The organism is Hymenobacter bucti, from assembly GCF_042681145.1.
Taxonomy (GTDB): Bacteria; Bacteroidota; Bacteroidia; order Cytophagales; family Hymenobacteraceae; genus Hymenobacter; species Hymenobacter bucti.
This window is the reverse complement of record NZ_JBHUFD010000001.1, coordinates 229,528-249,082: the sequence shown is the minus strand read 5'-3', so window position 1 is coordinate 249,082 and position 19,555 is coordinate 229,528. Positions and strand designations below refer to the sequence as shown.

At 62.8% G+C, this 19,555-nt stretch carries 12 protein-coding genes; 7 read left to right on the top strand and 5 right to left on the bottom strand.

All coding sequences use genetic code 11. The features are described 5' to 3' along the window. Positions 1–220: 220 nt before the first annotated feature. The gene (locus ACFSDX_RS00960) at positions 221–2,626 is read right to left on the bottom strand and encodes a TonB-dependent receptor (protein ID WP_382311218.1); all 2,406 of its coding nucleotides are present in this window, start codon (positions 2,624–2,626) and stop codon (positions 221–223) included. 227 nt (positions 2,627–2,853) lie between these two features. Between ACFSDX_RS00960 and ACFSDX_RS00955 the strand changes: the two genes are divergently transcribed. Beyond that, positions 2,854–3,912 carry a sensor histidine kinase gene (locus tag ACFSDX_RS00955; protein WP_382311216.1) on the top strand — a complete coding sequence of 353 codons (1,059 nt, stop codon included), beginning with the start codon at positions 2,854–2,856 and terminating at the stop codon, positions 3,910–3,912. Between the two features lie 2 nt (positions 3,913–3,914). Continuing rightward, entirely contained in the window at positions 3,915–4,610 is a 696-nt protein-coding gene (locus ACFSDX_RS00950) for a LytR/AlgR family response regulator transcription factor (protein WP_382311214.1), read from the top strand. Positions 4,611–4,628: 18 nt separating this feature from the next. On the opposite strand, the gene ACFSDX_RS00945 is transcribed toward ACFSDX_RS00950, so the two are convergent. Further along, positions 4,629–6,692 (bottom strand): sensor histidine kinase, encoded by a 2,064-nt coding sequence (locus ACFSDX_RS00945; RefSeq protein ID WP_382311212.1) that lies wholly within the window; start codon positions 6,690–6,692, stop codon positions 4,629–4,631. A 111-nt stretch (positions 6,693–6,803) separates the two neighbouring features. Next, positions 6,804–8,423: a carboxylesterase/lipase family protein gene (locus ACFSDX_RS00940; protein WP_382311210.1), complete on the bottom strand. Its 1,620-nt coding sequence runs from the start codon at positions 8,421–8,423 to the stop codon at positions 6,804–6,806. A 157-nt stretch (positions 8,424–8,580) separates the two neighbouring features. Between ACFSDX_RS00940 and ACFSDX_RS00935 the strand changes: the two genes are divergently transcribed. Then, the gene (locus ACFSDX_RS00935) at positions 8,581–9,492 is read left to right on the top strand and encodes a helix-turn-helix domain-containing protein (protein ID WP_382311208.1); all 912 of its coding nucleotides are present in this window, start codon (positions 8,581–8,583) and stop codon (positions 9,490–9,492) included. A gap of 146 nt (positions 9,493–9,638) precedes the next feature. Further along, positions 9,639–10,526, top strand: a complete 888-nt coding sequence (locus ACFSDX_RS00930; RefSeq protein ID WP_382311206.1) for an SDR family oxidoreductase — start codon at positions 9,639–9,641, stop codon at positions 10,524–10,526. 98 nt (positions 10,527–10,624) lie between these two features. On the opposite strand, the gene htpG is transcribed toward ACFSDX_RS00930, so the two are convergent. Together htpG and ACFSDX_RS00920 are read right to left on the bottom strand one after the other, a co-directional pair. Continuing rightward, entirely contained in the window at positions 10,625–12,454 is a 1,830-nt protein-coding gene (gene htpG, locus ACFSDX_RS00925; RefSeq protein ID WP_382311204.1) for a molecular chaperone HtpG, read from the bottom strand. Positions 12,455–12,578: 124 nt separating this feature from the next. After that, on the bottom strand, positions 12,579–13,082 hold the full coding sequence (locus tag ACFSDX_RS00920) for a hypothetical protein (protein WP_382311202.1): 504 nt from the start codon (positions 13,080–13,082) through the stop codon (positions 12,579–12,581). A gap of 695 nt (positions 13,083–13,777) precedes the next feature. On the opposite strand from ACFSDX_RS00920, the gene ACFSDX_RS00915 reads away from it, so the two are divergent. From ACFSDX_RS00915 to ACFSDX_RS00905, 3 genes are all read left to right on the top strand, one after another. Further along, a complete protein-coding gene (locus ACFSDX_RS00915; protein ID WP_382311200.1) occupies positions 13,778–14,131 on the top strand; it encodes a hypothetical protein in 354 nt (117 codons plus the stop codon). 278 nt (positions 14,132–14,409) lie between these two features. Continuing rightward, positions 14,410–16,869: a TonB-dependent receptor gene (locus tag ACFSDX_RS00910; protein WP_382311198.1), complete on the top strand. Its 2,460-nt coding sequence runs from the start codon at positions 14,410–14,412 to the stop codon at positions 16,867–16,869. A gap of 171 nt (positions 16,870–17,040) precedes the next feature. Further along, a complete protein-coding gene (locus ACFSDX_RS00905; RefSeq protein WP_382311196.1) occupies positions 17,041–19,521 on the top strand; it encodes a T9SS type A sorting domain-containing protein in 2,481 nt (826 codons plus the stop codon). The last annotated feature ends 34 nt before the right edge of the window (positions 19,522–19,555 follow it).

The window sequence follows — 19,555 nt, the reverse complement described above, 5'->3', positions numbered from 1 at the left end:
AAATGCGGCCAACTACGCTGAGTCGCCGCATTTTTTCTACCAATCGGGTAGGTTCGCCTACTGAGGAAGAGGAACATACTAGCGTCTGTCATGCTGAGCGGAGCGCAGCGAAGTCGAAGCATCTCTACCGCTTCATCCAAACCGTTCAACGGTGCGGTAGAGATGCTTCGACTTCGCTGCGCTCCGCTCAGCATGACGATTTTGCACCTATACAATCTAACTATTCCATGCGCGACTTCTCGGCTTCCACGCCCGTTTCGCGGCGCTGGCTGGCTTTCACTTTCTGGTTGCCAAACTTGTAGCTGAAGTTCAGTTTCACAAAGCGGCTTTCCACTTTATTGACGTTCTGCGAGTTGATGCCGGCGGCGAGCACGTCGAAGCGGGCGCGCTGGGTGTTGAAGACGTCCGTGACGTTGAGGGTGAGCGTGCCGGCGCCCTTGAGGATGGTTTGCGAGATACCCACGTTGCCGCTGTAGCTCGACCGGATGGCCAGGCCGCCGAAGGTCATGGGCGACATGTAAGAGGCCGATACTTCGGCTTTCAGGCCGGCACGCAGCGTGAGAATGTGGTTGCTGGAGAGGTAAGCGCCGGGGCTGGCGGCACCTATGCCGATGGTGCTGGGGCCGGCCTGCACCCGGGCGGCCATCAAGCTTAGGGTGGTGTTGGTCTGCCACTTATTGTTCAGTAGCGGCTTCATCAGGGTGATGGTGGCGCTGAGCTGGTCGGCGCTGGGGTAGTTGGCGAAGGAGTTGGTCACGACCTGCGTGGCGTCGTTTTTCTCGAAGCTGCCGTTGATAACGTCGCTGAAGCGGCTGTAACTAACGGCGGCCGAAAGCAGGCTGCCGTAGGAGTAGCTCAGCTCAAAATTGTGCGAGAGCGAGGGCCGGATGGCCGGGTTGCCCTGCGCGTAACGGTAGGGGCTGATGTAGGTCAGAAAGGGATTGACGATGCCGAACTGGGCCCGCTCAATCTTGCGGCGATACGAGAAGCCAACCTGCGTTTTCTCCGAGTGGTTGTACTGCGCCGACACGCTGGGGAAGAAGTTGAGGTACTGGCGCTCGGTAGTTTGGTTCATCGTCAGCGAGGTGCCGGTGGTGCTGGTATGCTCGGCACGCAAACCCACTTGCAGCGCTACTTTTTTGATATCGCGGCTGAAGGTGGCGTAGGCGGCGCGCACGTTTTCCTGGTACACGAAGTGGTTGGTTTTACCGAAGTCGGTGGCCCAGGGCTGGCCGGCGGGCGCTTGCTCCCAGCGGATATTATTGTCGGTGGTGGTGCTGATGGCTTTCAGGCCGGCTTCGAGCGTGCCTTTCTGGAAGGGCTGCGCGTAGTCGGCCATCGCTGATTTTACCGAGTTGCGGGCCGGCGAATTGTCGCGTAGCAGGTCGGCTGGGCCGGTCGCATCGGAGCTGCTGGTGGCGTAGTCGTTGTAGCTGTTTTTGGCGTAGCTGAAGTAGTCGGCGCTCACGCGCAGCGTTTTATCCTTACCTAGGGTCGTTTTGTAGTACGCATTCACCGCGGGGCTCAGCACCTGCGAGGCGCCTTCGATGCGCACCAGCGTGGCCTGCTGCGCGGGGCTGAGCAACGCTTGGCTGTTGGCGTCGCGGGTGCGGTCGGTGAGCATACCTTTCACCAGCACGCCCACGGCGGTGGTTTTGCTCAGGTCGTAGTCGAAGCCTAGCTTGGCGTTGTTAGTTTGGAGGCGGCGGGTTTCGAGGCTGCTTTCGGCCAGCTGGCCCTCGGTGCTGAGGGGGCGCACGGCGCTGGTGGTGCTGTAGGTTTGGTTGTCGAGGCGGTCGAGGCCGCCGTACACGTTCAGCTTTTCGGTGCGGTGGTTGAGGTTAAAACCGGCGTTGTAGCGGCCGGCGCCCACGCCTAGGGTAGCGGTGCCGTTGGTGCCGAGTTTTAGGCTTTTGGTCGTCACCAGGTTCACGATGGCACTGGCGCTGGCATCGTACTTGGCCGAGGGGTTGGCGATGAGCTCGACCTTATCCAAGCTGTTGGCGGGCAGGGCGCTGAGCATGTTTTTCAGCTCGTCGCCGCTCAGGTTGGTGAGCTTGCCGTCGAGCATTACGGTCACGGTTTTGCCGCGCAACTGGTAGCCGCTGCCTTGCTCCAGCACGCCGGGAGCGCGGCTGAGCAGGTCGGCGGCGGTACCACCCGCGGCGATGGGGCTGGCGGCCACGTTCAGCACCAGCTTGTCGGCCTGCTGCTCGATGAAGGGCTTGGCGGCCGTCACTTTTATTTCGGCCAAGGCGTGGCGCTCGGGGGCCAGCGCCAGGGCTACGGCCGGGGTGCTGCCGGCGCCCACCGTTACGGCCACGGGCTGCGGGGCACGGTAACCTAGGTAGCGTACTTCGAGGGTGTAAGGGCCGGACGCCAGATTAGCGAAGCTGAATGCGCCCTTGTCGGTGGTTACCGCGCTCAAGGGATTCTTAGCATCGGCGGCGGGGCGCAGCACCACGGTAGCGAAGGCCAGCGCCTGCCGCGATACGCTATCGGCCACGGTGCCGGTAAGGGTACCTAGGGCAGTGGCGGCGGCGGTAGCGGGTGTTTGGGCAGCGGCCAGGGTAGCGGCCGAAGCCAGGGTGCCAGTGAGGAGCAGGGAGGCGAAAACGTTTTTCATATCGAGGGGGAGAGGTTGCTGAGTGAGTGACTCCCACGCCGCCAACCGGCTGGGAATGGGACAAAGCAACGACCGCCTAAACCCTTGTTTTCGCTTTTTTCGACCACGCCAGAGCCGTTTTCGACCAAGGCCGGCCGGCCGATTTTTAGTCGAAAAAATTCCCCATTTGGTCGAAAAAGCCTGTGCCGCGCACCCGTCTTGCTGCCAAAAGCCGCCACCTTCGCCACATGCAAAAAGACACCGTGCGGCCTAGCCGCTTCCCTTTGGTTTTTGAGGCCCTGATATGGGTTATTTATGTGGGCCTGTATAAATATTCCGCCTGTGTCAACCAAGTGCCGGGCCATCCGGTGGGGCATCCCAACTTTCCCTACCCCCACTTATGCGTGTATGCCTTCCTGATTACACTCTACGCTATCCCATACTACCGCTGGCTGATGCCGCAACTGCTGCAACGCCGTCGGTATTGGCTGCTGCTGCTGCTTACGCTCTTGTACTTCTGGCAAGTACCAAACTTGGAAACAGGGCTTGTCATCAAGCTATTTCGCTACCTGGCCAGCCACGGATTTAACAGTCTCAGCACCCTACCGCGCTACTGGGGCAGCCTGGATTTGCCCACCACTGACCTGATTGCCTTTAGCTGCGTGGCTTTCGTACGGGTGGCCTTCGAAAGCGAAACCCGCCGCCGCCAAATCGAGAAAGAGCACGCCGCCTTACAGCTCGAACAGCTCAAGGCGCAGCTGCAACCGCACTTCCTCTTCAATACCCTCAATAGCATCTACGGCCTGAGCCTAGCCGGCTCGCCCGAGACGCCACGCTTCATCCTGCTGCTGTCGGAACTGATGCGCTACGTGCTGTATGACAGCGGCAAAGAGTACATCAAGCTTGCCGACGAGGTGACGTTTCTAAAGAATTACTTTGAGCTGGAGCAGCGCAAGTACGAAGGCGCGAGCATCCGCTTCACGGCCAGCGGGGCCGACTTAGGGGCGCGGCAGGTGCCACCGCTGCTGTGGCTGCCGCTGGTCGAAAACAGCTTCAAGCACGGCCGCCACCACTTCAGCGACGACGCCAGCGTGGAGGCCACGCTCACGGCCGCGGCCGGCACGCTGCGCTTTGTGGTGGAGAACGATATGCTGCCCAGCCCACCGCCCGCCACGCCCCGCCGCAGCGGGGGCATTGGCCTGGAGAATATTAAACGGCGCTTGCAGCTCTATTACCCCGGCACCCACGAGCTGCACCTGACCGAGCACGCCGGCCGCTACCGCGCCGAGCTTATTTTGCACGTATGAGCATGAGTACCTCCCCCACCCGCTGCCTGATAGTGGACGACGAGCCGCTGGCCCACCAGGTCCTGAAGCAGTTCATTGCTCAAACGCCGGGCCTCGTGCTTAGTGGCCAGTGCCGCCACGCCCTAGAGGCCCACGAGCACCTGCGCCAGCACCCCGTCGATTTGCTGTTTTTGGATATTGAGATGCCGCTTATCACGGGCCTACACTTTCTCAAAACGCTGCCCTCTCCGCCCCAAACCATCCTCACCACCGCCTACCGCGAGTACGCCTATGAGGGCTTCGAGCTCAACGTGCTTGATTATTTATTAAAGCCTTTTAGCCTCGAGCGCTTTCAGAAGGCCGTGGCGCGCTACCAGCCGCCCGCGCCCGCCGCCACCCCAGCCGCCGATGAGCCGCACCTGCTGCTTAAGGAGCAGGGCAGCCTGTTGAAAGTGCCGCACCGCGACATTCTATTTGTGGAAGGCTGCAAAGACTACGTCAAGGTCGTGACCGCCACCAAAACCTACCTGCACCACGCCACCATGAAGGAAATGGTAGACACCCTAGGCGAGCGCTTCGTACGGGTGCAGCGCTCTTTCATCGTGGCGGCGGCCCATATCAAGCTGCTTCAGCCCGAGCAACTGGTGCTAACCACGGGCGACGAAATCCCGATTGGCAATTCGTACAAGGCTGACCTCTTGACGTTTTTCAAGAAGTAATCTATTCTAGAACGACCTTCACGCCGGAAAGCGAATGGTGAAGGTGCTGCCCACGTTCACCTGGCTCTCCACATTGATAGTGCCGCCCGCGTTCTCCACTATTTTCTTCACCATGTACAGCCCCAGGCCCGAGCCCTCGACGTGGGTGTGCAGGCGCTGAAACAGCTGAAACAGCCGCGCCTGCTGCCACTCACTCACGCCCAGGCCATTGTCCTGCACTGTCAGTACCAGGCTGTTGCCCTCGGTAGCGCAGGCCACCCGGATGCGGGGCGGCCGGTCGGGGTGGCGGTATTTGAGGGCGTTGCTGAGCAGGTTGTACACCACCGAGTGCAGGTTTTTTTCGGAAAACACGCGGGGCTGGCATTCATCCACGGCCACCTCTAGGTGGGCGCCGGCTTCGGTGAAGCGGGGCAGCAGGTCCTGGCGCACGTCTTCGACCACGGCCGCCAGCAGCAGAGTGGCGGGGGGCTGGGCAAATTCAGTTTGCAGCTTGGTAACGTCGGTGAGGTGGCCGATGGTGCGCGTAAAGCGCTCTACCGAGCTGTGCATACGGGCCAGCACGTTGGCCACCAACTCATCGGCGCGGGTGGCGGCGGGCAGCGCTTTTTTGAGCAGATACAGCAACCCCTCGATGTTGGTAATAGGCGCTTTGAGGTCGTGCGAAGCGGTGTAGATGAAATTATCGAGGTCCACGTTGGTGCGCGTAAGCTGCTGATTGGCGGCGCCCAGGTCCTGGTTGGCGGTGGTCAGCTCCTGGTTTAGGCGCTGCACCTGCTGGCGGGCCCGCACCTGGTCGGTCACTTCGTAGCCAAATACGAACACGCCATCTATCTCGCCGTGCTCGTTGCGGCGGGCCTGCTCGATATAGTTAAAGTAGCGCTCTTCCACCACCCCGTCGGGCCGGGCCACGGGCACCGGCTTACTTTCTGCGGTGTGGGTGCGGCCCGTTTCGTACACTCCTTTCAGGCCGTACCACACTGGCTGGCCCGCAAACTCGGGCACCGCGGTGAGGATGGGCTGCCCGACCTTGATGCGGCCCGCAAACAGCGCCTGGTAGCGGGGGTTGACAAGCTCGTACACAAAATCGGGCCCCGACAAGACGCAGATGGCGGCCGGGGCCTCGGCAATGAGCTGCGCCAGGCGGGTGCGCTGGTGCTCGGCCTCGGCCTGGGCGGCCAGGGCCTGCCGGGTGCGCTCCTGCACGCGGGCTTCCAGCTCCTGGTTGAGCTGCTCGAGCTGCCGGTGGGCCAGCACCTGGTCGGTAACCTCAATGGCAACTATCATGGCGCCGATAATTTCTTCTCCCTCCGCTCGCCAGGGCTGGTACCTGACGTAGTAGTACCCGTGGTTAGCCTGCCCTAGGTGGGCGCGGTCGAGCACGACGGGCGTCTCATCAAGCACAATAGTTTCGCCCTGCAAAACCCGCTCGAGTACCCGGTCGAAGCCCTGCCGCTGCAGCGCGGGCAGGGCTTCCATCATGGGCTGGCCCAGCAGCTTTTCGCGCGTGCTACCCAGCAGCGCAGCGCTGGCCTCGTTTATGAGCTCTACCACGTGCCGGGGGCCGCGCAGCAGGGAAATCGCCACGGGCGCCTGCTCAAAAAACCGGTTGATGTCCTGCTGCTGGCGCTCGGCCAGCTGCCACGCGGCCCGCTCGCGGGCCTGGCTGGCGCGCAGGGCGGCTTTGATGGCCGCGTGCGGCTGGTCAGCGGCCCCGGTCATGCTCACCACCAGCCGGCCGGCCTGCCGCCGCGCCACCAGGTGAAAGTGAAAAGCAGTGCCGGCCCGCTGGTAGGTACCCGAGTACAGCGACCGCGCCTCAACCGCCAGAAAAGCCGTGCGGAAGAAGGCAAACAGGTCGGTTTCGGCCGGGTAGATGGTCAGAAACGACTCAGTGGGCTGCGCTGGCAGCCGCAATAGCAGCTGCGCCTTCTCGTTGAGGTATTCGTAGGCGACGTCCACAATGGCTTCGCCCGCGGCGTCATACACGGGCCGCAGCAGCAGCAGGCCCGTGGGAGTTACGTCGAGCAGGGCATGCGCCAACTCGCCAAAGGCGTCGACATCGGCTGGCCAGGGGGATGCCATAGGCATACGTTATTGAAGTGGAAAACCAATCAACACCTGCATTCAACTATACTATGTTAACTCGGCCGTGCGCCTCGCCCCGCCCGTTGGCGGTGCGGGCGCCTAGGGCGGCTACTTGCCCGCGTGCTGCTCTAGGTACTGGTAGCGCGCGCGCGTCTGGTCGGGCTCGGCTTTGGTAGCCACGTCGAGGCGCAGAACCTGGCCATTCGCCTGGCTGGCCTTGGGCCAGGTAGGCAGGCCCGCGCCATTGGGATTGCCGGTTTTGATGAAGTTAGCGAAGTAGCCCTGCATGGTTTTAGACACCTGGTAATCATCGGGCGTCCAGGCAAATACCTTATTGCCGGGCAGGTTGCCCAGGGCGTACTCAATTTCGGCCGAATGCACGGCGCCCTTGGCGGGCGGGGCGGGCGTGGCCGCGCCGGTGCCTTTGGTCACGCCGCCGGCTAGGTTGGCGGTGGCATTACCCATTTCGGGCGTCATGGCCGGGCGGGGGCGGGCGTAGAGGTAGCGGTACACGGGCTGGCCGCCAGTCTGAATTTGGGCATCGGCCAGCTTCCAGGTGCTGTAGGCGATAAAGCGGTCGCCGGCCAGGTCGGTGGCCGCCTGCTCGGCGTCGGCATCGGTGGCGGCGGGGTAGAGGCGCTGAATATCAGCCGCCTGCTCGCCGTACAGCTTTTGCACGGCGGCGGCGTAGTTCTCCTTGGTCGGCGCGTTCGGGCCGAGAATCATCTGATAGGCCATTTCCTGCGAGTTCCAGCCCACCAGTAGCGGCACGTGCGCCTGCTGGCCAGCGGCAAAAATCTCGGCCGGCGAGCGCGGCAGAAAGTACCCGTCCACGATGGGCGAGAAGCGCGGCGCGCCCTGCTTACCGCCGGCTTCGAGCAGCTGCTGGGCCGGCATGGCCCGCAGCGCGGCCAGCGAGGCGGCACCTAGGCTGGTACCGAAGGCCGTACCCGTGGCCTCGCCCTGCACTAGCGTTGGCAGCGGCTGCAAGCCCAGCAGCGAGCCACTTTCGGCAATGGCGCCCTTTAGCAAATCCTTGGTAGCCGGCGCGGCCATCTGGGCGCTCACCGACCACGAACCCGCCGACTCGCCCGCGATGGTAATGTGCTGCGGGTCGCCGCCGAAGGCCGCAATGTTAGCCCGCACCCACTGCACGGCGGCTTGCTGGTCGAGCAGGCCATAGTTGCCCGAGGCGTGGTGCGGCGATTCCTTCGTCAGCTCGGGGTGGGCCATAAAGCCAAACAGCCCCAGGCGGTAGTTTACCGTCACGGTCACGATGCCTTGCTTGGCCAGGGCCTCACCGTCGTAGCGGGGCTCCGAGCCATCGCCGGCCACGAAGCCGCCGCCGTAGAAGTACACCAGCACGGGCCGCCGCTCCTGCGCCGCTTTGGCGCCCGTCCACACGTTCAAATACAGGCAATCCTCGCTCACGCCGTTCGAGCGGAAGTTCATGTCACCAAACAGCGGCAGCTGCATGGCCCTAGGGCCAAACTGGGTGGCCGGCCGCACGTTGGTCCACTTCGCGGCGGGCTGCGGGGCTTGCCAGCGGCGCTCGCCCACGGGCGGCGCGGCGTAGGGCACGCCCTTAAAAGCGTGGATACCACTAGGCAGCGTAGCGCCTTGCAGCGCCCCGCTCGCCGGGCGGGCGCGGTCGTGGGCCAGGTCGGCCGGGGTTTGGGCCAGCGTGGCGGTAGCGAAGAGCAGGGTGGGGAAGAGAAGAGCTTTCATGCCAGCAAGGTAGGGAAATTATTATGCCCGCCCCAACCGTTCAGCTATTGCCCGCCCGGCCGGCTTGAGCCCAAGAAAGCCCGCTCCGGGCACGCGCCCCAGCCGGATGGCGGGGGCCTGGTACCTTACCACTACTTTATACAAAATGCCAGCCCCTATGAAACCTGTTGCCATCGACGCGCTCTACGCCGCCTTCACGCCGGCGGTGGGCGATGCGCCGCCCGATATGCGGCGCGAACTAGGTCATTTCGACGTGTTTACGGTGGGCGGCCCGCAGTCCGGCGCCCCGCACCGCCCGCCCCGGCACTTCAACCGGCAGGCGTTTTACAAAATCAGCCTCACGCACGGCAGCGGCCGCCTCGAATTTGCCGACCAAAGCCAGGAAGCCGGGCCGTATTTTCTGTTTCTGGCCACGCCCAGCCTGCGCTACCGCTGGACGCCCACCGAGGCCACCCAAACCGGCTGCTTCTGCATCTTCACCGACGAGTTTTTGCCGCCCGCTCGCGGTGGCGTGCTGGTAGAGGAGCTGCCCCTATTTCGGCCCGGTGCCCACCCCATCATCACGCTCACCGAGGCCGAATACCGGGCTGTGGAAGCTATTCTGCGGAAGATGACCCAGGAAATCGCCTCCACCTACGCCTATAAATACGACCTGTTGCGCACCTACCTGGTCGAGCTGATTCACCTGGTGCAGAAGCTCCAGCCGGCGCCCGGGCCGGCGCTGGTACCGGCCCCTGCGCGGCTAGCGACTCAGTTTGCTGAGTTGCTAGAGCAACAGTTTCCAATAGATGCGCCCGCCGGCCCGCTGCGCCTGCGCACGGCCCGAGACTACGCCGAGGTACTGGCCGTGCACGTCGTGCACCTGAACCGCGTGCTCAAGGAAGCCACCGGCCACACCACTACCACCTTGATTAGCAACCGGCTGGCCCACGAAGCCCGCGTGCGGCTCAAGCAAAGCGCCCAGAACGTATCGGAAATAGCCGACTACCTAGGCTTTGCCGACGTGGCGCACTTCTGCACGTTTTTTAAGCGCCACACCGGTCTCACGCCGGGCGATTTCCGGCAATAAACGCCCGCTTGTTTGATTGGCGCAGTAACTGGTTTAACTGGCGCAGCCGGGGCCCTACCCCCTCCCCAGACCTTTGTGAGGTAGCAAGCCTGACGCAGGCAACGGCGCCGCACCGGGCTTACTACCTCACGATAAATCAGACTATTATGCGCGTTTTTGTTACCGGAGCCACCGGCTGGGTCGGCTCCGCCATTGTTCAGCAGCTCCTGGCCACCGGCCACCAAGTCCTCGGCCTAGTGCGCTCCGAAGCCAATGCCCAGGCCCTAACCGCCGCGGGCGGTACGCCGCACCTAGGGTCGCTCGGCGACCTTGACAGCCTACGGCGCGGGGCATCCCAGGCCGAGGGCATCATCCACACCGCCTTCGGGCTGGACCTGGCCGACATCGCCAAATCCAGTACCGAAGAGCAGCAAGCCATCGAACTATTTGGCGACGTATTCGCCGGCTCCGACCGCCCGCTCATCGTGACGAGCGGCCTTGGGTTTGCGCCGGTGGGCCAGGTGCTGCCCGAGGCGCTGACTCTGCCCGAGATACCGGGCTTTCCGCGCGCGCCGGAGCCCGCCACGCGGGCCGTGCTGGCGCGGGGCGTGCGAGCCACGTTCGTGCGGCTGCCGCGCACGGTGCACGGCGCCAATGAGCAGCACGGCTTCATGCCCATGCTCATCCGGCTGGCCCGCGAAAAAGGCGTTTCAGCCTACGTCGGTGCCGGCCAAAACCAGTGGCCCGCCGTGCACCGGCTCGATGCGGCCCGCGTGTTTTGCCTGGCCCTGGAGCACGGGGCGCAGGGCGGCCCCTTCCACGCCGTAGCCGAAGAAGGCGTGCCCTTCAAGGACATTGCCGAAGCCATCGGCCAGCACCTAGGGGTGCCCGTGGTGTCGCAGTCGCCCGAGGAAGCCGCCGCTCACTTTGGCCCCATTGCCCTGTTCGTAGCGGGCCACGGCCCCGCTGCCAGCGCGCAAACCCGCGCCCGCCTGGGCTGGCAGCCGACGCAGCCCGGCCTACTGGCCGATTTGGCTAATTATGCTGTTAGCTAACCAGCTGTTAGAATAAGTAATTGTCTTACTGCATTAACCAATGTAAAAAAGCCCCGTTGCTTCTCAGCAACGGGGCTTTTTGTTACCTAGGGCACTGCTTACAGCAATTCGGTGCTGCGCTTCACGAAGGCCGTGAGGGCCTCACCTTTCAGCATGCCTTGCGCCAGCAGGGCCAGGTCGAAGGCTTGCTTAGCTACGGTTTCGCCGCCGTCGGCGAGCACCTTGCTCACCAGCGGGCTGTTGGCGTTCACGGTCACGTCAAACGAGTCGGGCATCGAGCCAAACATTTGCATGCCGCCCCCGCCGCCAGTGCGCTGCATGTCTTTCATGCGGCGCATAAATTCGTTTTGGGTGATGACCACCGGCGCATCCTGCGGCGACAAAGCCGCCACTTTGACGTGCATGGCCGGGTTCTGGATGGCGCCCTGGAACACTGCTTCGAGCTTCTTCTGGTCGTCGTCGCTCAGTACGCTGGCCGTGGTCTCATCCTTCTCAATGAGCTGGCTAGCCGTGGCCGAGTCCACGCGCTTAAACGTGGTTTTCTCCAACTTCTGCTCGAGCTGGCCGATGAAGTGGGCATCGAGGATGTGGTCCATCAGCAGCACGTCGTAGCCGCGCTCTTGAGCCGCCGCCACGAAGCCGTGCTGCGCCTCAGCATCGTTGGTATATAGCACCACGGTGTTGCCATCTTTGTCCTGCTGGTTGGCCTGCACGTACTCGGTGTACTCGGGCAGCGTGCGCAGCTTGCCGTCCACGCTTTTCAGCAGCACGAAGTCCTTGGCGCGCTCATAAAACTTATCGTCCGAGAGCATACCGTACTTCACAAACAGCCCGATATCAGCCCATTTCTCCTCGTAGCCGGCGCGATCCTTGCGGAACAATTCGGCTAGTTTGTCGGCCACCTTACGGGTAATGTAGGTGTTGATTTTGCGCACGTTAGCGTCGGCTTGCAGGAAGCTGCGCGACACATTCAGCGGAATGTCGGGCGAGTCAATTACGCCGTGCAGCAGCATCAGAAACTCGGGCACCACGTCCTTCACCTCGTCGGTAATGAACACCTGCCGCGAGTACAGCTGAATCTTGTTGCGCGAGAATTGCAGCTCGTCCTTCACCTTGGGGAAGTACAAGATACCCGTCAGGTTAAACGGATAGTCCACGTTCAGGTGAATCCAGAACAGCGGCTCATCCATGCTCATCGGATACAGCTCCTGGTAGAACTTCTTGTAGTCCTCGTCGGTCAGGTCGGCCGGCTGCTTGGTCCAGATGGGCGTGGTGTCGTTAATCAACTCACCCTCAAACTCAATTGGAATGGGCAGGAACTTGCAGTACTTGGTGAGGATGGTCCGCAGCCGGGCCTCTTCCAGGAACTCGTCCGAGTCGTCGGCCACGTGCAGCACCACGTCGGTACCGCGCTCGGCTTTCTCGTGCTCGCCAGTGGGCTCGTCGAGCGTGAACTGCGTGCTGCCATCGCAAATCCAGTGCGCGGTCAGCGTGTCTTCTTTGTACGATTTCGACCAGATTTCAACCTCTTTCGACACCATGAAGGCCGAGTAGAAACCTAGACCGAACTGGCCGATTATCTGGTCTTTAGCCTGCACATCCGTCTCCTTGTACTTCTCCACAAACTCGGTGGCGCCGGAGAAGGCAATCTGGTTGATATACTTCTTAATTTCGTCGGCCGTCATGCCGAGGCCGTGGTCCGAAATCGTGATTTTGCGGGTGTCTTTGTCCACCGTTACGCGCACTTTCAGCTCGCCTAGGTCGCCTTTGTACTCGCCTAGGGCAGCGAGGCTCTTAAGCTTCTGGGTGGCATCGACGGCGTTGCTGACCAGCTCGCGCAGGAAAATCTCGTGGTCAGAATACAAGAACTTCTTGATAATCGGGAAGATGTTCTCGGTATGGATGGAGATGGAGCCGGTTTCGGACATCGGAAAAGCTAGAATGGGTGAAAACAATAAAAGGCTGACTAACAGGCAGCGCCTGTCAATCAACCCTTCGTTTCAAAGGCTGTTCCAAGGTGGTGGCGGCTGCCAGGTTGGCAGAGGCCCGCGGTTAGGGGCGGCGGTAGGGGGCCCGCGGCTCGGCCAGTAGGTAAGTATCGGGCGCTACCGGGCCAAAGGTACCTTCCCACTCGGCCAGCAGGGCCGGCAGGCGCCGCGATTCGTTGGTGAGCCAGTGCATGGCGGCTACCGGCTGGCCAAAGAACTGAAAATCAGTCTTTACAAATCTGCGATTGAGCGTCAGCAGCGTCTCGATGGCTTGCTGGTTGTACACCTTACCCGACGAGAGCACGACGACGGCCTGTTTCAAAGCCAGCCGCTCGTTCTTGGGCAGCCATTGCGAGCCCAGCCATATCTGGTCGTACGCCGAAATGTCGGGCAGCGTGTCAATGGCCAACAGGCCGTGCGTGACTTGCAGCCGAATAGCCACTTGGGAGAGCTGCTCCAGCGCGGGCCGCAGGCGGCGCATGTCGCGGCCCGCCGCCCACTCTACTCGCAACAAATGCAACGGTTCGTCATACTGAATTTTGAATTCTTTAATGTCCGTAATAATCATAAAAGCGACGCAGAAGAAAGAAGAGCTTATCCTGATTATACGACGTAACGCACAGCAGGCAACATAATTTCGTGCAAGAAAGCGGCCGAGATACGTAGAAACCTTATTTTTGGTCGGGATAGACACTCAAAAAAAGCAAAATATATTAAATATAAGATAAATGCAGCACGCTCATCAATAAAGGTCACTATTTCCTTGATTTCCTGTGAATTCTATGCTTAGTATTAAATTAATATTTAGATAACAGCTATCGCCTGCGCTACCCGCAAAGGAGGTTATATTTAAGCAGTATTTTTTATTACTTTAACCAATAATAAGTTACTTTTCCGCTCGCACTAGGCATACTTCCGCAATGCGCGGGCCGGCACCTACGCATTAGGCGGAGGCCAAGCTCAGCCGGGACCATAGGATAAGCTGCTTGCGTAATGCCGTTCCTGCTCGGCCGCGCCCACCACGCTGGCATCATGCGCACTGAAACCTAGGGCCTTTGCAGCGCCCACGCCGCCGCCACTCGCCGGGCGGCAACTGCCGGGGCGGGAGTTACGACCTAGCCGCTAGCACCACCCAACGGCATTTGCACATGAAACAATGTTGTATTTACGGTGCCACGCTTGCCGGGCTCTGCCTACCTTTGCCACGGCAGTGCAACGCTGGAAAGCGGGCGTAGTCTGTTAATCGGTTGTTTTAACGTCATCGTGTTGCGGCTCCTTCTTCGCCCCTACGTTGCTTTGCTGCTGCTGCTCTGCCTCACGCGGACGCTGCTGCCGGAGGCGTGGATACTGGCGCTGCACGCCCACGAGCACACCGCTGCCGAGCCCGCCTTTGCCCCGCGCGCCAAGCGCCAGCCGGGCAAAGCGCTGCTCACCACCAAGCACACCCACTGCCAAACCGAGCAGTTTTACAACGTGGCCTACCAGCCGGCGCCGCCGGTAGCTGTGCCCCTCCCCCACCGCGGGCCTACCTACCGGCCGCTGGCCGTGCCCGCCACCCTAGCCTGCTCGGCCGCCGCGCTGCGGCGCACGGCACTGCGCGGCCCGCCGCGGGCATAGCGCCTGGGCGGCAGCGCGGGTAAGCTACCCGGCCAAACCGGCGCAATTGCAGGTTTTCCACTTCATTTTCTGGGTTTTAGCCCGCTGGCTGCGTGTGCGCCAGCGGGCAAGCGCTAAGGCGCCGGTATACTAGCCGGGCGGCTCCCTCTTTCTCTGGTTTGGTTTTAGAGAAAATGCAAACAGGCCCTGGCTGCTGGCGGGGGCTTGTTTGCGGAGCCCGGCCGCTGGCTGGGGCAGCCGATTTAGCGCCTCCTTTATTCTTTACAATAGCGGGTTTTATGTTTCGCACCTCTTCTATTATGCTGCTGGCTAGCAGCTTGTCTTTTGCAGCGGTGGGCCAGACGGCGCCAGTAGCCGCACCTCGCTCGCGGGCGGCGGGCCCGGTGAGCGGCCGCCTCACCGATGCCAAAACGGGCGAGGCGCTGCCGGGCGTCAACGTCGTTTTTCCGGACCTCAAGCAGGGCACGGCCACCGACGCCGACGGCCGCTTTAACTTCGCTAACCTACCTAGGGGCCGCTTTACGGTGCAGATTACGTCCCTAGGGTATAATACGGTCAGCCAGCTGGTAGACACGGGCACGGGCCAATTGCTCGACTTCAAGCTGAGCCCGGCGGCCACCGAGATTGGGCAGGTGGTCGTCACGGGCGTGAGCCAGGCCACGGAGCTGCGCCGCTCGCCGGTGCCCACCACTGTTATCGACCGCACGCGCCTGAATCAGACGTCGGCCACCAACGTGATTGACGCCATCGCGCACACGCCGGGCATCAGCCAGATTACGACCGGCGCGGCCATCAGCAAGCCTGTCGTGCGCGGGCTGGGCTACAACCGCGTGGTGGTGCTCAACAACGGCGCCAAGCAGGAGGGCCAGCAGTGGGGCGACGAGCACGGCATTGAGCTCGACGAGTTTAGCATCGACCGGGCCGAGATTATCAAGGGGCCGGGCTCGCTGCTCTACGGCTCCGATGCCATGGCGGGCGTCATCAACTTCGTGGCGCCCGACCCTATTGCGGAGGGCCACATCACGGGCCAGGCCACGGCCAACTACCAGACCAACAACCGCCAGCAGGGCTATTCCTTGCAAAATGCGGGCAACATCAACGGCCTCAACTGGCTGGTACGCGGCACCCGCAAGGTGGCCGGTGACTACCGCAACCGCTACGACGGCCGGGTTTTTAACTCGGGCTTTAACGAGTGGGACGCCAACGGCTACGTAGGCCTGAATAAAAGCTGGGGCTACTCGCACCTCACCTTCAGCACCTTCAATCAGAACCTAGGGCTGATTGAGGGCGACCGCGACAGCCTGAGCGGCCGCTTCGTGCGCGACGTGGCGGTGGGCGGCCAGGTCGAGTCGCAGGTGGTGGCCGACAACCACTCGGGCTACACCTTGCAAGTGCCGCGCCAGCGCGTGAACCACCTGCGTTTGGGGGTTGATAACAGCTTTATTGTGGGGCAGCGCGGCGGGCGGCTGGCGTTGCAAGTGAACTACCAGCAGAACTTGCGCCGCGAGTTTGGCAACGCGTTGGCACCCAACACGCCCGATTTGTACTTTCAGCTGCGCACCGTGGACTACGCGCTGCGCTATTTCCTGCCCGAAATGAACGGCTGGAACCTGGCCGTGGGCACCAGCGGCCTGCACCAGCAAAACCGGAACCTAGGGCAGGAATTCCTGATTCCGGCCTATAAGCTGAACGAGGGTGGCGTGTTTGGCGTCGTGAAAAAGTCGCTCGGCGGGCTCGACCTCAGCGGCGGGTTGCGCTACGACGTGCGCCGCATCCGGGCCCAAAGCTTGTACCTAGGGGCCGACGAGCAGCCCGTACCCGCGGGCACGGCCGGCGCCGAAACCAAGTTTGCGGGCTTCGAGAGCACCTTCAATAACTACAGCGGCAGCCTGGGGGCCGCCTACAGCTTCAGCGACCGCCTGACGGCGAAGGCGAATATTTCGCGCGGTTTCCGGGCGCCTAACATCGCGGAGCTGGGCTCGAACGGCGTGCACGAGGGCACTATTCGCTACGAGGTGGGCCAGCCGGGCCTGCGGGCGGAGACCAGCTTGCAGGTCGATGCGGGCGTGAGCTACGTGAGCGACCACGTGCGCTTCAGCGTCGATGCGTTTGAGAACAGCATCAGCAACTACATTTTTGCGCGGCGCGTGCTCAACCAGGCGGGCACCGACTCGCTGGTGTCGACGGGGCCCGACATCGGCCTGTTTAATTACGTGCAGGGCCAGGCGCGGCTGCTGGGCGGCGAGGTCACGCTCGACTTTCACCCCCACCCGCTCGATTGGCTGCACTTCGAAAACTCGTTTTCGATGGTGCGCGCCCGCCAGCTCGACGTACCCGAGCCGCAGCAGTACCTGCCCTTCATCCCGGCCGACCGCCTGCAATCGGAGCTGCGCGGCAATTTCCGCCGCCAGGGTAAGCGCCTCACCAACGTGTACGCCCGCTTTCAGCTGGAGCAGACATTTGCCCAAAACCGCTTTTTTGGGGCCTTCGACACCGAAACGGCGACGCCCGCCTACACCTTATTCAATGCCGGCGTGGGCAGCGACGTGGCCGATGGCAAGGGCCGTACGCTGTTTTCAGTGTACCTCACCGCCAACAACCTGTTCGACGTGGCTTACCAGTCGCACCTGAGCCGGCTCAAATACGCGGATATTAACTACACCACGGGCCGCCGTGGCGTGTACAACCTAGGCCGCACGGTGAGCGTGAAAGTGGTGGTGCCGCTGGCGTTTAAATAAGCTTTTTCGGTTCGGGAGATTTTAAGCCGTCGGCTGCTCGCAGGAGGAGCCGACGGCTTTTTTATTATAGTAAAGCGGCGAGCCGCCGGGGCCCAAGGCAGGGCCAGAAACCTACAGCTAAGCCGAAGAATAGCGGTGTAACTTGCTGCCGACTAACTTTTTCTCGACTGCATGGCAAACTCCTACTTTCGGTTACTCTTCTGCCTACTGGCCAGTGCCTTTCAACCAGTGTTTGGGCAGGGCATCGACCAAGCGTTTAATGTAAATGCGCTGCGCTTTGGTGCTGCTTCCTCCATGGCTACGCTGCCCAGCGGGCACGTGGTGCTGCTGGGCGAGCAGCTGTACACCAACGGCCAGCTGACGGGCGGCCTGGTCCGCTTTCTACCCACGGGTGAATTTGACGAGGATTTTTTCAGGCAAACGGGCCTCGTTAGCAATGGCACTGTCGATGCAGCGAACCCCTACCGCACCCTGGTACGAGCCTACGCCGACGGCGGCCTTTTGCTCGTGGGGGCCACCGCGAACAACGTGGCCAACAATGGGGTGCAGCGGCTGCTGCCCAGTGGGCAAGTAGACGCTGCCTTTTACCTGCCCGCCACCGTTATGCTGCCGAGCATCCGCACGGCCGCCATTCAGCCCGATGGCAAGATTCTCCTGGCGGGCTTGCCCAACAGCTACTCGCAGGCCCCGTGCTTGCTGCGGCTGAATGCCGATGGCAGCCTCGACCCAACGTTTAGGGCGGCCCTGGGCAACGCCCGCACCGACTATGTGCAAACCTTGGCCGTGCAGCCCGATGGCCGCATTCTGGTGGGTGGGCGGTTTACCCAGCCCGCCACCGGCCTGGTGCGCCTCTTGCCCGATGGCACGCATGACCCCAGCTTTCAGGCTGCCCTAGGGGGCGGCGGCGTGGCCGAAGAAGTGCTGTGCCGGCCCAACGGCCGCATCCTGGTAGCTGGCAGCAGCAGCTTGGTGGTGCAGGGGCGCGCCGGGGGCCTGCACCAATTGCTGGCCGATGGCCGGCGCGACCCGGACTTTGAGTCGGCCCCCAGCGCGACGTACAGCCTGGTGCGCTTCGGCGATAACCGGCGGCTGCACCTGCTACCGGGGGGTCGGCTGTGCCTGCTGCCGCTGGCCCCGGCCCCGGCAGCGGTATTTCTGCTGCCCAATGGCCGGCCCGACCCCGCCCGGCCACCCCTAACCAGCTGGCCGCTGAGCAGCCTCACGGCCGCCACCCCCGACTCGGCGGGCCAGCTGCTGCTAAGCGGGACTTACCGCCACCGGGGCGGGCCCCCCAGCAACCTGGTGCGCGTGCTGGCCAATGGCCAGCGCGACCCGCGGTATGCGCCGCAGCTGTGCACCCTAGGTACCATCGGCCGAATGGTGGAGCAGCCGGGCCTGGGCGTGGTGCTGGCCGGCACGTTTGACCTCGTGAATGGGGTGCTGGCCCCGAATATTGCCCGCCTGCTGCCTATTACCAACAAGGTAGATACCGCGTTTATCCGCCGGCTGCCCCGGCTAGCCACGCTGGATAGAATAGCGGTGCAGCCCCCAGCCAGCCACCTGCTGATAACGGGTTTTTACACCATTGATGAGCGGCCGGCGAGTGGCTTGCTGCGCCTCACCCCCGACGGCCGCCTGGACACGCTGTTTCGGCGCCGGCCGGTTGGGTACACCACCCCCGGCTTGGCCGTGCAGGCCGATGGCCGCATCCTGGTATCGGGCACGCTGGGCGATGCCGTATCGGGCCGCGGCGTGGCGCGGCTGCTATCAAACGGCGACAACGACCCTTCCTTCGTGCCGCCGCCCAACTCGGCCTCGGCCTACAGCAATACCCGGCTACTCGTTCAGCCCGATGGGCGCGTGCTGCTGCTCGCTACTACCGGTTTAGCCCGCTTGCAAGCCAATGGCAGTACCGACCCTACTTTTCAGCCCACGGAGGTGAAAAGCTTTGCCAGCCTGCTCATCGACGATGCCGTGCTGCAAGCTGATGGCCGCCTCACCCTGTGCGGGCAAATGCCGCCCACCCTAGGCTACGCCCGCAACTGCGTGGTGCGGCTGCTGCCCAACGGCCGCCGCGATTCTACCCTGGCCAATATCTACCCGGCGCCCGATTTTCGCACCCGCGTGCTGGCCTACCAGCCCGATGGCCGCCTGCTGCTGGGCGGCATCTTTTATCCCAACGCTGGCCAGGAGCTGGCCTTGCGCCAGTACTTGCCCACTGGCCAGCCCGACCCGGCCGCGGTGGCGCTGCCGGGCGTGGGCAATGTGGCTAGCCTGCTGCGCACCAGCACCGGGCAGGTGCTGGTGGGCGGCTATTTTTTGCAAGCCAACTCGGCTGCTACGCAGCATTTCAGCCTGCTGGCCTTGGGCAGCGCCACTGCCCTGGCCGCCGCCCAGCCAGAAGTGGGCAACCCGCTGGAAGTATATCCGAACCCGGCCCACGGCCAAGTGTACGTGCGCTTGGAGGCCGCTCGCCGCCCGCGCCAAGTGCGCCTGCTCGATGGGGTAGGCCGCGTAGTACTAACCCGGGGGGCCCTCGCCCAGGCTGCCACGCTGGTGCTTACTACGGCCGCCTTGCCGGCCGGCACGTACCTGCTGCGGGTTGACTACGAAACGGGCAACCCGGTTACGCGCCGCCTCACCCTGGAGTAGCGGCGCCGCGCACCGAAAATCAGCGGTGCGCGTT